At 61.4% G+C, this 12,250-nt stretch carries 18 protein-coding genes; 4 read left to right on the top strand and 14 right to left on the bottom strand.

The window, feature by feature from the left end; genetic code table 11:
* Positions 1–138: 138 nt before the first annotated feature.
* The 6 genes from AACV02_RS29000 to tusD all read right to left on the bottom strand — a co-directional run bounded on the left by AACV02_RS29000 (position 139) and on the right by tusD (position 3,575).
* Positions 139–1,134: a glutathione S-transferase family protein gene (locus tag AACV02_RS29000; RefSeq protein WP_119736255.1), complete on the bottom strand. Its 996-nt coding sequence runs from the start codon at positions 1,132–1,134 to the stop codon at positions 139–141.
* 88 nt (positions 1,135–1,222) lie between these two features.
* Entirely contained in the window at positions 1,223–2,224 is a 1,002-nt protein-coding gene (locus AACV02_RS28995; protein WP_119736253.1) for a glycosyl transferase family protein, read from the bottom strand.
* The gene (locus AACV02_RS28990; protein ID WP_106579851.1) at positions 2,221–2,556 is read right to left on the bottom strand and encodes a TusE/DsrC/DsvC family sulfur relay protein; all 336 of its coding nucleotides are present in this window, start codon (positions 2,554–2,556) and stop codon (positions 2,221–2,223) included. Before AACV02_RS28990 ends, AACV02_RS28995 begins: the two co-directional genes overlap by 4 nt.
* Positions 2,553–2,831 (bottom strand): sulfurtransferase complex subunit TusB, encoded by a 279-nt coding sequence (gene tusB, locus AACV02_RS28985; protein ID WP_119736251.1) that lies wholly within the window; start codon positions 2,829–2,831, stop codon positions 2,553–2,555. Before tusB ends, AACV02_RS28990 begins: the two co-directional genes overlap by 4 nt.
* Positions 2,831–3,181, bottom strand: a complete 351-nt coding sequence (tusC, locus tag AACV02_RS28980; RefSeq protein WP_119736249.1) for a sulfurtransferase complex subunit TusC — start codon at positions 3,179–3,181, stop codon at positions 2,831–2,833. Before tusC ends, tusB begins: the two co-directional genes overlap by 1 nt.
* A gap of 1 nt (position 3,182) precedes the next feature.
* Complete coding sequence (gene tusD / locus AACV02_RS28975) at positions 3,183–3,575, bottom strand: sulfurtransferase complex subunit TusD (RefSeq protein WP_106579848.1); 393 nt, start codon at positions 3,573–3,575, stop codon at positions 3,183–3,185.
* A 157-nt stretch (positions 3,576–3,732) separates the two neighbouring features.
* Between tusD and AACV02_RS28970 the strand changes: the two genes are divergently transcribed.
* Entirely contained in the window at positions 3,733–4,914 is a 1,182-nt protein-coding gene (locus tag AACV02_RS28970) for a CaiB/BaiF CoA transferase family protein (protein ID WP_119736247.1), read from the top strand.
* Between the two features lie 91 nt (positions 4,915–5,005).
* Here the strand turns inward: AACV02_RS28970 and AACV02_RS28965 are convergent, their stop codons facing one another.
* Both AACV02_RS28965 and AACV02_RS28960 read right to left on the bottom strand, forming a co-directional pair.
* Positions 5,006–5,500, bottom strand: coding sequence for a SprT family zinc-dependent metalloprotease (locus AACV02_RS28965; RefSeq protein WP_064454959.1), 495 nt, complete (start codon positions 5,498–5,500; stop codon positions 5,006–5,008).
* A gap of 128 nt (positions 5,501–5,628) precedes the next feature.
* Positions 5,629–6,231, bottom strand: coding sequence for a Yip1 family protein (locus AACV02_RS28960; protein WP_106579846.1), 603 nt, complete (start codon positions 6,229–6,231; stop codon positions 5,629–5,631).
* A gap of 361 nt (positions 6,232–6,592) precedes the next feature.
* Here AACV02_RS28960 and ttcA point away from each other — a divergent pair, with 361 nt between their 5' ends.
* Together ttcA and AACV02_RS28950 are read left to right on the top strand one after the other, a co-directional pair.
* The gene (ttcA, locus tag AACV02_RS28955; RefSeq protein WP_106579845.1) at positions 6,593–7,417 is read left to right on the top strand and encodes a tRNA 2-thiocytidine(32) synthetase TtcA; all 825 of its coding nucleotides are present in this window, start codon (positions 6,593–6,595) and stop codon (positions 7,415–7,417) included.
* Positions 7,418–7,484: 67 nt separating this feature from the next.
* Positions 7,485–8,156: a DNA-3-methyladenine glycosylase I gene (locus AACV02_RS28950; protein ID WP_119736245.1), complete on the top strand. Its 672-nt coding sequence runs from the start codon at positions 7,485–7,487 to the stop codon at positions 8,154–8,156.
* Between the two features lie 93 nt (positions 8,157–8,249).
* Here AACV02_RS28950 and AACV02_RS28945 read toward each other — a convergent pair whose 3' ends face one another.
* The 3 genes from AACV02_RS28945 to arsC are packed head-to-tail and all read right to left on the bottom strand — an operon-like array spanning position 8,250 to position 9,617.
* Positions 8,250–8,669, bottom strand: a complete 420-nt coding sequence (locus tag AACV02_RS28945) for a DUF2069 domain-containing protein (RefSeq protein ID WP_119736243.1) — start codon at positions 8,667–8,669, stop codon at positions 8,250–8,252.
* Entirely contained in the window at positions 8,653–9,267 is a 615-nt protein-coding gene (wrbA, locus tag AACV02_RS28940) for an NAD(P)H:quinone oxidoreductase (protein WP_106579842.1), read from the bottom strand. Before wrbA ends, AACV02_RS28945 begins: the two co-directional genes overlap by 17 nt.
* Positions 9,264–9,617: an arsenate reductase (glutaredoxin) gene (gene arsC / locus AACV02_RS28935; RefSeq protein ID WP_119736241.1), complete on the bottom strand. Its 354-nt coding sequence runs from the start codon at positions 9,615–9,617 to the stop codon at positions 9,264–9,266. The genes wrbA and arsC overlap by 4 nt, the downstream gene beginning before the upstream one ends.
* Positions 9,618–9,733: 116 nt before the next feature.
* Between arsC and AACV02_RS28930 the strand changes: the two genes are divergently transcribed.
* On the top strand, positions 9,734–10,195 hold the full coding sequence (locus AACV02_RS28930) for a TlpA disulfide reductase family protein (RefSeq protein ID WP_106579840.1): 462 nt from the start codon (positions 9,734–9,736) through the stop codon (positions 10,193–10,195).
* A gap of 116 nt (positions 10,196–10,311) precedes the next feature.
* On the opposite strand, the gene AACV02_RS28925 is transcribed toward AACV02_RS28930, so the two are convergent.
* The 3 genes from AACV02_RS28925 to AACV02_RS28915 form a co-directional block, all read right to left on the bottom strand.
* The gene (locus tag AACV02_RS28925; protein WP_106579839.1) at positions 10,312–10,716 is read right to left on the bottom strand and encodes an META domain-containing protein; all 405 of its coding nucleotides are present in this window, start codon (positions 10,714–10,716) and stop codon (positions 10,312–10,314) included.
* On the bottom strand, positions 10,713–11,153 hold the full coding sequence (locus tag AACV02_RS28920; protein WP_106579838.1) for a hypothetical protein: 441 nt from the start codon (positions 11,151–11,153) through the stop codon (positions 10,713–10,715). Before AACV02_RS28920 ends, AACV02_RS28925 begins: the two co-directional genes overlap by 4 nt.
* A gap of 71 nt (positions 11,154–11,224) precedes the next feature.
* Positions 11,225–12,214 carry a 2-hydroxyacid dehydrogenase gene (locus tag AACV02_RS28915; RefSeq protein ID WP_119736239.1) on the bottom strand — a complete coding sequence of 330 codons (990 nt, stop codon included), beginning with the start codon at positions 12,212–12,214 and terminating at the stop codon, positions 11,225–11,227.
* Positions 12,215–12,250: the final 36 nt, after the last annotated feature.

Here is a 12,250-nt window from a genome sequence, read left to right as displayed (position 1 = left end):
GGGCTGCGCAGCAGCCCTAAAGCCAGACACCGCGGTTTGCTTGGCAGAACGCGGTGTTTTTACTGGGGCTGCCTCGCAGCCCAACGCGGGGCAAGCCCGCTCGCCACGAAAGCCCAATCGCTACCGGAAGAGGGGTTGTCAGTTCCAGACGGCCTTACCGCTCAGCCGCTCGCGATTATGCCCGGCATCAAAATTGTGCAACGGCCCTTTCGGCACGATCCCCGTCGGATTGATGGTCCGGTGGCTCGCGTAGTAATGCCCCTTGATATGCGCAAAATCCACCGTCTCTGCCACGCCTGGCCACTGATACATCTCCCTTAGCCAGTTCGACAAATTCTGATAATCGGCCATCCGCCGCAGGTTGCATTTGAAGTGGCTGTAATACACCGCATCAAAGCGAATCAGCGTGGTGAACAGCCGCACGTCGGCTTCGGTCAGGTATTCGCCAGCCAGATAGCGGTGCTTACCCAAGTGCTGCTCCAGGTGGTCCAGCTCGGCAAACACATCGTCAAACGCGCTTTCATAAGCCTTCTGCGAGGTGGCGAAGCCTGCGCGGTACACGCCGTTGTTCACCGCGGGGTAGATGCGCTCGTTCAGCGCGTCAATCGCCTCGCGAAGCCCCTCGGGGTAGAAGTCCAGCGTGTTGCCGGTCAGGTGGTTGAACGCGCTGTTGAACATGCGGATGATCTCCGCCGATTCATTACTGACGATGCGCTTGAGCGTCTTGTCCCACAACACCGGCACGGTCACGCGGCCAGTGTAGTCGGCGGTGTCGGCGGTATAGCGCTGATGCATGTAGGCAAAATCATCGAGCTTGTCGCCGGTAGAGCCGTGGGCCTTGTCGAAGGTCCAGCCGTTTTCCAGCATCAACCAACTGACCACGGACACCTCGATCAAGCTTTCCAGGCCCTTGAGCTTGCGCAGGATCAGGGTGCGATGCGCCCAGGGGCAGGCGAGGGACACATACAGGTGGTAGCGACCGGCTTCGGCCTTGAAGCCACCTTCGCCACTCGGGCCGGGCTCACCGTCGGCGGTTACCCAATTGCGGCGCTGTGCCTGCTCGCGCTGGAAAGCGCCGTCTGCGCTACTTTCGTACCACTGGTCTTTCCAGTGTCCTTCGATCAGCAAACCCATGACTGGCTCCTTGGCTAATAAGCGTTGGAGGCCAGTCTAAAGGGATGAGTTCGAACTAAAAGCGCAAAGACTGCGGGGGAATGATCGATTAAATCGATTTGTCCCGCGCATCCCAGTATTGCTGGGCCAATGCGAACGCCTGCTCTCGCGGATGGCCGATGCCGCGTAAGGCCAGGGCCATGGTCGCGATCAGCGCCAGTTGCGGGTAACTGTCTTGAGCGTCACCACGCCACACGGCTTTCAAGTGTTCAGGTTCCAGGCTGGCAGGTTTGACGTGGCGTTGGGCCGAGAGGGCGGGCCATTCTTCATCCCAGCTTTGGCCGCCAGTGGTGCCGTACAGGTGACTGATTGTGTCCGGGTTGATCTCGACTTCGCCGCCATCGCCCTTGACCACGATCACATTGTCGCCAAGCAGGCCGCTGGCATCGCGGTGTACGCCCTGGTAACCGGGATGGAAAATGCTTTGCAGGCCGCAGCGCGCATTCAGCGGGTTGAGCAGGCGCGCCAGCGAGTGGATCGGCGAGCGCAGGCCCAGGGTGTTGCGCAGGTCAATCATGCGTTGCAGTTGTGGTGCCCAGTCGCCCAGGGGAATAAACGCCAGGTTGCCGTGTTCGAACGCCGTTTCGACCTGCTGCCAGTTGCGGCACAACGGGATCTGTAAACCGTCCAGCAATTGTTCGGTGTACAACCTGCCGGCGGTGTGCGCACCGCCGCCGTGCATGAGGATGCGCACCCCGTTTTGCGCCAGGCACTTGGCCGCCAGTAAATACCACGGCAGATGGCGTTTTTTACCGGCGTAGGTTGGCCAGTCGACATCCACCTGCAGCGCCGGCGCGTTCAGGCGTTCGCGCACGGCTTGGGTGAAACCCGCGAGCTCTTCCGGGCTTTCTTCCTTGTGGCGCAGCAACATCAGGAAGGCGCCGAGCTGGGTGTCCTCGACCTTTTCGTCGAGCAGCATGCCCATGGCTTCACGGGCTTCCTCACGGGTGAGGTTGCACGCGCCGCGCTTGCCTTTGCCCAGGATGCGTACGAACTGCGCAAACGGGTGCTCGGCAGGGGTTTCAAAGGTCAGCGGGGCAAAGTCGGTCATAAGCAATTCGTCGGCCTGGGCAGGCCCGCCAACTTGGCGGCGAGTTTGGCAGGAGTGCCGTTGAACAGTGTGTTGAGGTGCAGGCTGTTGCCCTTTTCCGGTCCCAGCTTCAAGGCGGTGTACTTGATCAGTGGGCGCGTGGCCGGGGACAGCTGGAACTCTTCATAGAACCCGCGCAGCAGTTCGAGGATTTCCCAATGGGCGGCGGTCAATTCCAGGGGCTCGGCGGCGGCCAGGGCGTTGGCGACCTCTGCCGACCAGTCATTGAGGTCGACGAGGTAGCCGTCCTTGTCCAATTCGAGGGTGCGTCCGCCTACGGTCAAGGTGTTCATAGCCAGCTGTTGACCTTGTCGTAGTCGATGGACAGCTGCACGAAACCCGGGTAGTCCACGCTGTCGGCCCAGTCCGGTAGCGGCAGATTGCGCGCCTGCATGTCTTCGGCCAATACAAAAACCTTCACGCCCCTGGTTTGCAGCGCCGCGTTGTGCAGGCCGTAGGCGCCGTCGCCGCACAGCAGAATCGCGTCCGCACTGCCGCATACGCGCAGGCAACTGGCGAGGCGGCTATCGGCAAACGGTGAGTGAGACACCACATGTAAAGTCGACATCAGAGGGTAATCACCTGGTCGTAACGGTCAATCAATTTGCCAATAGCGTCGTTGCCCAGTGCCTTGGCGCTGGCAGGGGCTGTGAGCCCGCGTTCGGCCAGGCTGTGGCCGCAGGCGAACACGTCATCAATGCCAAACAGGCCTAACGCTTGCAGGTTGGCGCTCAGGTCCTTTTGCTGCACGGCTTTGGCGTTTTGCTGCGGTGCCAGTTGAAACACGCCGTCGTCCATAAACAGTAGGCCGATCGGTAAGTCGAAAGCACCGCCGGCCAGCACAATATCCAGGGCTTCGCGCGCGCTTGGCCCGGACCACGGCGCCTGGCGGCTGATGACCAATAAGGATTTGGACATGTCACGGCCCTCCAAAACAGATCAGGCGGTCGGCGGCCTGGGCGGCATCGTGCAATTGCCCAAGGCCCGACAACGCCCACGGCGCATCCAGGTTCACCGCGCTGCGTTGGTAGCGCGTGGCTTCTTCGCCATTGAGCACGCCACGGCGCAAAGCGGCGGCAATGCACACCACGCCGTCCAACTGGTGCGCGCTGACAAACTCGCGCCATTGCCGGGCAATATCTTGCTCATCCTGGGGCGCGACGATGTTGCTGGAGGCGCTGTACACGCCGTCCTGATAAAAAAACAGCCGCACAATCTCATGCCCACCGGCAATCGCCGCTTGGGCAAACAGCAAGGCGCGGCGCGAGGAGGGCGCGTGGGCGGCGGAAAACAGCGCAATTGCGAACTTCATGGAACACTCTGCAAGCAAACGTGGGCCAATGATAAAGCCGCCGCGGCGAAAAAGCCCGCCGTGATCAAAACGGTCACCCTCGCTGATCGTTCTGACGATTGCCGGTAGGATCAAGCCTGCCTACGCTGTGGGCATTCGAAACCGAAATGGAGTCTCCATGTCAGGTCCCTTGGCGTCCCTCAAAGTGCTGGATTTTTCCACCTTGCTACCTGGCCCGTTTGCATCCTTGATGCTCGCGGACATGGGCGCCGAGGTGCTGCGGATCGAATCGCCTACACGCGTGGATCTGTTGCGCGTTTTGCCGCCGCACGATCACGGCACGTCGGCCAGCCACGCCTACCTCAACCGCAATAAGCGCAGCCTGGCGCTGGACCTCAAGCAGGCCGAGGCGCTGGAGATCGTGCGTGAGCTGGTCAAGGACTACGACATCGTCCTCGAGCAGTTTCGCCCCGGCGTCATGGAGCGTTTGGGACTGGGCTATGCGGCGCTCAATGCGATCAACCCCAGGTTGATCTACGTGTCGATCACCGGCTACGGTCAGACTGGGCCCTATAAGGATCGTGCCGGACACGATATCAATTACCTGGCGCTGGCCGGCATTGCCAGCCACACCGGGCGCCAGGACAGCGGACCCCTGCCGCTGGGTGTGCAATTGGCGGATGTGGCCGGTGGTTCGCTGCACGCGGTGGTGGGGTTGCTGGCGGCGGTGATAGCGCGTCAGCACAGCGGCGTGGGCCAACACCTGGATGTGAGCATGACGGACTGTTCGTTCAGCCTGAACGCCATGGCCGGCGCGGGTTACCTGGCCTGTGGGGTCGAGCCGGATTGGGAGACCCAGGTGCTCAACGGCGGCAGCTTTTATGATTACTACCGCACGCGCGACGGGCGCTGGATGTCGGTCGGCAGCCTGGAGCCTGCGTTTATGCAGCAACTGTGCGAGGCGTTGGGCCGACCGGAGTTGGCAGCGCAAGGCCTGTCGCCCAGGCCGGAACAGCAAAGAGCCCTGAAGCTGGCGCTGCAGGTCGAGTTTGAAAAGCGCAGCTTTGAGCAGTTGTGCGACCTGTTTGCCGGGGTGGATGCGTGTGTGGAGCCTGTATTGAGTTTGAGTGAAGCGGTGGAGCATCCGCAGTTGAAGGCGCGGAAGCTGATCAGCCAGGTGCCACGCGGCGATGGCTCGACTCAGGCGCAAATCGCCTGCCCGTTGAAGTTTTCAGAGGGGTTGCCAGAGCCTCGGCACATGGGTGTGGCGGTGGGGGCGCATTCAGATGAAGTGTTGGCTGAGCTGGGGCTCAGTGCGCAACGAATAGCAGCATTGCGGCAGGCCAAGGTGGTTGGGTGACTGCTCGGCCGCTTTCGCGGGCCAGCCAGCTCCCACCTTTGATCGGCGGCGCGGTCAACAGGTGGGAGCTCGCTTGCCTGCGATGGGGCCCTCACTCCACCCGGGTTTCCCCGGTATACACCAAGGTATGCCGGCAACGCCTGCACAAGTACCGTCGGCCCTGGTTCACCAACCCATGGCGCTGGGCTGAAAACGGGAAATCACTGTCGGCACATGGGCAGCGATAGATGTAACGCGTGACTTGCCGACGCTTGATTGCATAGGTGTGGCAGCGATCCGGCGGCAGTTCGTATACCCCGCGCATGATCAATTGCCATTCCTCGCCATGAGGCTGGATGCGTTCGCCAAACAATTGATGGGCGATCAGGTGCGCAACCTCATGGGCCACGGTCTGCTTCAGGAAATGTTGGCTGTTTTCACGGTACAGCTGTGGGTTGAAGCGCAGCAGGTTCTCGTGCAAATGCGCGACACCGGCCTTCTGGCCCCGCAGCTTGAGGCTAACCTGGGGGCGTTTGAAGCTTCGTTTAAAAAAGGATTCTGCTTGCAGGAAACAATCTTCGACGCGGGTATTGAGTTGCTCGGGCATGCTGACCATATCTCCAGAGGCGCCCAGTATGCCGCAAAAGCAGGTGTTTCCGAATCTGTCAGGCGCCGAATGGTCATGCATGACGCACAAAGCCACCTTGCGGTGGCTTTGCCTGCGGGGTCAGCCGCTCAGTTGGTGTAGATCGGGCCGACGCCCAAGCCCCAGACGATTACGGTGAACGCCATGATCGCCACCAGTACCACCAGGCCCACCGCCAGCACCGAGCTGGAAAACAGGAACCCCTCGTCCGGGTCGATGCTCATGAACGTGGGCAGCCCCACATACAGCAGGTACACCGTGTAACAGATGGCGGCTGTGCCGACGACCATGCCCAGCCACATATGCGGATACAACGCCGCCAGCCCACCGATAAACAGCGGGGTCGCGGTGTAGGTGGCAAATGCTACACACCGCGCCATGCTGGGGCTGGCGTCGTAGGTACGGGCCATCCAATGAATGAACGCGCCCATGACCGCCACGCCGCCGAGCATGGCCGCGTACGACATCAGGGTCATCCACAGGGCGCTTTCCTGGGTCAGCATCACCGGCGCGCGGCTGCCGATGACCCAGCCCACCCGGGTAGTGCCGATAAACGCCGATACGGCGGGGATCGCCGCGAGAATCAGGGTGTGAGTGAGGTACATGTGGCCGATGCTTTCTTCCTTATCGCCACGAATTTCCCGCCATTCCTGGTCGGGATGGGTAAACAGCCCCACGACGTGATGGATCATGCCAGTCACTCCTGTCGTTATTACCATCGCCCCCCATCGGAGCGCCCACGGGCCAAAGGCCTCAAAGGTCCCGGATAGCTGTGCGACCTTACGTCGCAGTATAGGAAGTGATGACCGGAAAAACTGTAGGGCTTTAGAGCAAATTGCGCTGTAAACAGTGGCGCTAATCGCGGTGAGGTCTGTCAGTAATGACGAGGTCCGCCGTGGGAGCTGGCTTGCCTGCGCCAGCGATGGGTCAGCCAGTTACACGTGTGTGTCACAGCGCCATCGCAGGCAAGCCAGCTCCCACATTGGAACTCGGTCGGTCATGAAGGTAAAATGCCGGGCTTTTCGTCACACATCTCTAGCGGATCCAAGCGCCATGGGCACTCTTACGGTCAACCAGAACAAACTGCAAAAACGCCTGCGTCGCCTGGCCGGTGAAGCGGTCGCCGATTTCAACATGATCGAGGACGGCGACAAGGTCATGGTCTGCCTCTCCGGCGGCAAAGACAGCTACACCATGCTCGACGTGCTGTTGCACCTGCAAAAGGTCGCGCCGATCAAGTTCGAGATCGTCGCTGTGAACATGGACCAGAAACAGCCGGGCTTCCCCGAGCACGTATTGCCCGCCTACTTGAAAGCGCTGGGCATCGAGTACCACATCGTCGAAAAAGACACCTATTCGGTGGTCAAGGAGTTGATCCCGGAAGGCAAGACCACCTGCTCGCTGTGCTCGCGCCTGCGCCGTGGCACGCTCTACACCTTTGCCGATGAGATCGGCGCGACCAAGATGGCCCTCGGTCACCACCGTGACGACATCGTCGAGACGTTCTTCCTCAATATGTTCTTCAATGGCTCCCTCAAGGCCATGCCGCCCAAGCTGCGCGCCGATGACGGCCGCAACGTGGTGATCCGGCCGCTCGCGTATTGCAACGAGAAAGACATCCAGGCCTACTCCGACTTCAAGCAATTTCCGATCATCCCGTGCAACCTGTGCGGCTCCCAGGAAAACCTGCAGCGCCAGGTGGTCAAGGAAATGCTCGTGGACTGGGAGCGCAAGACCCCGGGCCGCACTGAAAGCATCTTCCGCAGCCTGCAGAATGTGATCCCCTCGCAGCTGGCCGACCGCAACCTGTTCGACTTCACCAGCCTGAAAATCGATGAGAGCGCCGCGTCGCGCTTCGTCAATGTTGTGAACCTCTAACACGTTTCAACGCTCTGAAAGACGGCGCTCACGGGCGCCGTCTTCAATTCAATTGCCAGGAGAGGGCATGCGCGATTACAAGTGGCTGCACGAATATTGTCTGAACCGTTTTGGTTCAGCGGCCGAGTTGGAAGCCCACCTGCCTGTTCCCAAGACCCCGGCACAGTTGCGCAAAATCAGTGACGATCGCTACCTGTCGACCCTGGCTCTGCGGGTATTTCGCGCCGGGCTCAAGCACAGTGTGGTGGATGGCAAGTGGCCCGCGTTCGAGCAGGTGTTTTTCGGCTTTGACCCGGAAAAGGTCGTGCTGATGGGCGCCGAACACCTGGAGCGTCTGATGCAAGACACGCGCATCATTCGTCACCTGGGCAAGCTCAAGAGCGTGCCGCGCAATGCGCAGATGATTTTGGACATTGAGCAGGAAAAGGGCAGCTTCGGCGCCTTTGTCGCGGACTGGCCGGTGACCGATATCGTCGGCTTGTGGAAGTACCTGAGCAAGCACGGCCACCAGTTGGGCGGGCTGTCGGCGCCGCGTTTTTTGCGCATGGTGGGCAAGGACACGTTTGTACCGAGCTATGACGTGGTGGCGGCGTTGAATGCGCAGAAGATCGTCGACAAAGTACCGACCAGCCTGCGCGATCTGGCGACGGTGCAGGGCGCATTCAACCAATGGCACGCCGAAAGCGGGCGGCCGATGTGTCAGTTGTCGATGATGCTGGCTTACACAGTGAATCATTGAGACCGAGGTAAGGCTATCGCAGGCAAGCCAGCTCCCACATTTTGACCGCGCCGCCGATCAAGTGTGGGGGCTGCTTGCCTGCGATAGCGGTCTTCAGGCCGGCTGCACATCTGCCGCCAGCCGCCGATTCAACTGATGCCGCCACCGCACATATAACAGTGCGGTACAAAACACCGCCAGGCTCGCGAGCATTTCCAGCACCCCGAACCACTGCCGGTTCGGATCATAGGCCGCCAGCGCGCCCTTGATGAAATACAAATTCACCACAAAGCACATCCACGAATGCCCGCGTGCGCTGCCGAGCAGCATGCCCGGCGCCAGCACCAGCAGCGGCACCAGTTCGATCAGCAGGATCACCCACGGGCGCGCGCCGTGCAGGTCGGCGACGAACAGGTAATACCCGCACAGCAAACCCACTAGCCCAAAAAACGCCAGCAGGCTGAGCACGCGTGCGACGTTGACCCGGGGTTCCAGCCACGCCTGGGGCGGCAGGACCTTAGGCTTTCTGGCCACGGCCGTTCTCCAGCAACATGGCGGTGGTGGCCAGGCGCAGGCCGAGGGCGCGGCACAGGGTGATTTCGTGTTGGTCGAGCATGCGCTTGCCGTCGGGCCCCGAGTGATGGCTGGCGCCGTACGGCGTGCCGCCGCCCTGGGTGTCGAGCAGTGCTTGTTCGCTGTAGGGCAGGCCGGTAATCAACATGCCGTGGTGCAGCAATGGCAGCAGCATCGACATCAGCGTGGTTTCCTGGCCGCCGTGCAGGCTGGCCGTGGAAGTGAACACGCCGGCTGGCTTGCCGACGAGGGCGCCGGTCAGCCACAGGTTGCTGGTGCCGTCGAGGAAATACTTGAGCGGCGCGGCCATGTTGCCAAAGCGGGTCGGGCTGCCAAGGGCCAGGCCCGAGCAGTTTTTCAGGTCATCGAGGCTGGCATACAGCGCGCCTTCGTCGGGAATGCTCGGTGCCACCGCTTCGCACTCGGTGGAGATCGCCGGCACGGTGCGCAATCTTGCTTCCATCCCGCCTTGCTCGATACCGCGGGCAATCTGCCGGGCCATTTCGCTCACCGAGCCATTGCGGCTGTAATACAACACCAGCACATAGGGCGCGGTCACGGCAGCAACTCCAGCAGGTTTTCCGGCGGGCGGCCAATCACGGCTTTATCGGCGGTTTCCAGGATCGGACGTTCCATCAGCTTCGGGTGTTCGGCAATCGCGGCAATCAGTTGCGCTTCGCTGAGGCTGGCGTCGGCCAGGTTGAGGGCTTTGTATTCGTCTTCGCCGGTGCGCAGCAATTGGCGTGCGCTGATGCCCAGCTTGCCCAGCAGCGCCTTTAATTGCGCGGCGTTCAGCGGGGTTTCGAGGTAGCGCACGACGGTGGGCGTGAGGCCGCGGGCTTCCAGCAGTTCGAGCGCTCCGCGGGATTTCGAGCAGCGCGGGTTGTGATAAAGCGTCAGATCGGTCATGTGCGGGTCGCATCTTGCGTAAGGTGGCAGGTATTCTACCTGCGCAGCGTCCTGTCCTTAAACCGTAAGAGGCGATAGGTCGCAGCCAACGTTCATTTTTTGCGAAGGATTACCCCATGACAAGGCGACTGATCGGTGCATTGGCGATCATCACAACCCTGCTGCTCAGCGGCTGCGGTAACGACTACGGCGTTGACCAATACGGTAACAAGGTCGCGTCAGAGCGCTTGGACAAACACTGGGTGGTGGTCAACTACTGGGCGGAATGGTGCGGCCCGTGCCGCACGGAGATCCCGGAACTCAATGCCTTGGCCGAGCAGCTGAAAGGGCAGAACGTTGGGGTTTTCGGGGTCAACTTTGACAATGTGCAGGGTGAAGAACTCAAGGCCGCCAGCGAGAAGCTGGGGATCAAGTTCACCGTACTGGCGCAGAACCCGGAAGAGATTTTCGATATCCCGCGCAGCGAGGCGTTGCCGGTGACCTACATCATTGATGACAAGGGCAAGGTGCGCGAACAGTTGATGGGCGAGCAGACGGCGCAAGGGGTGCTCGCCAAACTCAAAGCCCTACGCGGTTAACTGTGCGGGAGGCGGCTAGCCTGCGATGCGGGCGACCCGGTACGTCTGTGATACCGAGTCGATGCTGTCGCAGGCAGGCCAGCTTCCACAACAAAGCCCGTTTGCAATGATGTCGATCAGCCTTCTTCAAGCCACAGCCGAATAGGCTTGCCTTCAGCTGGCCAGAAACGCGTCTGCTCGATCGGCGAGATGTCCCAACGCTCGACGCCTTGCAGGGCCTGGAAGAAGCGGTGCTCCTGCTCCATCAAGGCCTCGGCGCAGAGTTTGCGCGTGCTGCCGATCTTGCCGAAGTTCAGCTTGTCACCCTCTACGGTGTACGGCGCAAACCAGTGGTTGCAACCGCCATTGCCGTAGGCGCGACCATCGGCGCCAAGGGTGACGGTCAGGTGCGCGTAATCCATCAGCGGCCGCTCACCAATCCATTCCACCACGTAGCTGTGATCCTGCTTGAGCTTCACCGCATCGCCGGCGCAGCCGGTCAGGCCTATGCCGACGGCCGCGAGCAGCAGCGGGCCTTTCATTGCGCGGCCTGCTGGCATTTGGGGCAGCGATGCTTGTCGCCTTCGCTGGCCCAGCCCAATGCCTTGATGCGCGCGTTGGCGGCAGGTTGCAGCGGCTCTTTGGTCAGCTTGGTTTCTACCGCGAATTCAAATTCCAGCACGGTGTCGCAGCTGTCGCAGTTGACCTTCCAGGTATGAATTTCCAGCTCGCCGAATTTCGGCCCCTGGGCCATGGCGACCCATTGGCCTGCCGGGCGAATGGAGTAGCGCGCATCACCTTCGACGGTCAGGCGCATAGACAGGGTTTTACTGCCACGCAGGGTGACGATCAGCACGTCGCCGTGTTTGATCGAACCACCGTTGCCGGTGACTTGATAACGGCCCGGCACCAGGGCGCGGCATTCGATCAGAGTGTGTTGCGGGCTCAGCAAGCTGAAGCGGAAATCGTGTTCGGCCATGGATCCTCCAAATAGGCGCGGCATCCTATCACGGGTGCCGGCCTATCATGAGCCTGGTATGTGACCGCCGATCATCCTTCGACCAGGTTCTGCGGCTGGCCTTTGGCCCACGCGGCAATATTGCCCAACGTGGTGCTGGCGATGGCCGCCAGGGCCTCGCGGGTGAGAAATGCCTGGTGGGCGGTGATGATCACGTTGGGGAACGTCAACAGGCGTGCGAGCACGTCGTCTTGCAGCGGCAGGTCGGAGCGGTCTTCGAAAAACAGCTGGGCCTCTTCTTCATACACATCCAGCCCTAGGTAGCCGAGTTGGCCGTCCTTGAGGGCTTCGATCAGCGCCGGCGTGTCCACCAGGCCACCACGGCCGGTGTTGATCAGCATTGCGCCGCGCTGCATCTGCGCCAGGGAGCGGGCGTTGATCAGGTGTTGGCTGTCGGCGGTCAGCGGGCAATGCAGGCTGATGATCTGCGCGTGCGCCAGCAGCTCGGGCAGGCTCACGTAACGTGCGCCGAGGGCCTGCACCTGCGGGTTGGGGAAAGGGTCGTAGGCCAGCAATTGGCAGCCGAAGCCGGCCATTATCTTGGCGAACGTGGCGCCGATCTGCCCGGTGCCGACCACGCCGATGGTCTTGCCCACCAGGTCGAAACCGGTCAGCCCGTGCAAGCTGAAATCGCCATCGCGGGTGCGGTTGTAGGCGCGATGCAGGCGGCGGTTAAGGGCGAGAATCAGCGCCACGGCATGCTCGGCCACCGCGTGAGGCGAGTAGGCCGGCACCCGCACGATGGTCAGGCCCAGGCGCTGGGCGGCGGGCAGGTCGACATGGTTGTAACCGGCCGAGCGCAGGGCAATCAGACGCGTGCCGCCTGCGGCCAGTTGCTCCAGCACCGGAGCGCTGAGGTCGTCATTGATAAACGCGCAAACCACTTCGTGGTGTTCGGCCAGGGCCACGGTGTCGAGATTGAGCCGCGCAGGCTGAAATTGCAGCTCAAGGCCGGCCGGCAGTGGCTCGCCAAGAAAACTGTCGCGGTCGTAGGTCTGGCTGCTGAAAAGAATGACGCGCATTAAAAAGCTCCCTGCAAGTTGCGAGTTGCAAGCGCA

Source organism: Pseudomonas sp. Larv2_ips, from assembly GCF_963879675.1.
Taxonomy (GTDB): domain Bacteria; phylum Pseudomonadota; class Gammaproteobacteria; order Pseudomonadales; family Pseudomonadaceae; genus Aquipseudomonas.
Note: the sequence above shows the minus strand (reverse complement) of the source record. Positions and strands in the feature narration are given on the sequence as shown.

What these genes read in the sequence shown, in the direction of transcription:
- AACV02_RS29000 (WP_119736255.1), bottom strand. Translation starts at nt 1,134, where the DNA reads ATGGGTTTGCTGATCGAAGGACACTGGAAAGACCAGTGGTACGAAAGT.
- AACV02_RS28995 (WP_119736253.1), bottom strand. Translation starts at nt 2,224, where the DNA reads ATGACCGACTTTGCCCCGCTGACCTTTGAAACCCCTGCCGAGCACCCG.
- AACV02_RS28990 (WP_106579851.1), bottom strand. Translation starts at nt 2,556, where the DNA reads ATGAACACCTTGACCGTAGGCGGACGCACCCTCGAATTGGACAAGGAC.
- tusB (WP_119736251.1), bottom strand. Translation starts at nt 2,831, where the DNA reads ATGTCGACTTTACATGTGGTGTCTCACTCACCGTTTGCCGATAGCCGC.
- tusC (WP_119736249.1), bottom strand. Translation starts at nt 3,181, where the DNA reads ATGTCCAAATCCTTATTGGTCATCAGCCGCCAGGCGCCGTGGTCCGGG.
- tusD (WP_106579848.1), bottom strand. Translation starts at nt 3,575, where the DNA reads ATGAAGTTCGCAATTGCGCTGTTTTCCGCCGCCCACGCGCCCTCCTCG.
- AACV02_RS28970 (WP_119736247.1), top strand. Translation starts at nt 3,733, where the DNA reads ATGTCAGGTCCCTTGGCGTCCCTCAAAGTGCTGGATTTTTCCACCTTG.
- AACV02_RS28965 (WP_064454959.1), bottom strand. Translation starts at nt 5,500, where the DNA reads ATGCCCGAGCAACTCAATACCCGCGTCGAAGATTGTTTCCTGCAAGCA.
- AACV02_RS28960 (WP_106579846.1), bottom strand. Translation starts at nt 6,231, where the DNA reads ATGATCCATCACGTCGTGGGGCTGTTTACCCATCCCGACCAGGAATGG.
- ttcA (WP_106579845.1), top strand. Translation starts at nt 6,593, where the DNA reads ATGGGCACTCTTACGGTCAACCAGAACAAACTGCAAAAACGCCTGCGT.
- AACV02_RS28950 (WP_119736245.1), top strand. Translation starts at nt 7,485, where the DNA reads ATGCGCGATTACAAGTGGCTGCACGAATATTGTCTGAACCGTTTTGGT.
- arsC (WP_119736241.1), bottom strand. Translation starts at nt 9,617, where the DNA reads ATGACCGATCTGACGCTTTATCACAACCCGCGCTGCTCGAAATCCCGC.
- AACV02_RS28930 (WP_106579840.1), top strand. Translation starts at nt 9,734, where the DNA reads ATGACAAGGCGACTGATCGGTGCATTGGCGATCATCACAACCCTGCTG.
- AACV02_RS28925 (WP_106579839.1), bottom strand. Translation starts at nt 10,716, where the DNA reads ATGAAAGGCCCGCTGCTGCTCGCGGCCGTCGGCATAGGCCTGACCGGC.
- AACV02_RS28920 (WP_106579838.1), bottom strand. Translation starts at nt 11,153, where the DNA reads ATGGCCGAACACGATTTCCGCTTCAGCTTGCTGAGCCCGCAACACACT.
- AACV02_RS28915 (WP_119736239.1), bottom strand. Translation starts at nt 12,214, where the DNA reads ATGCGCGTCATTCTTTTCAGCAGCCAGACCTACGACCGCGACAGTTTT.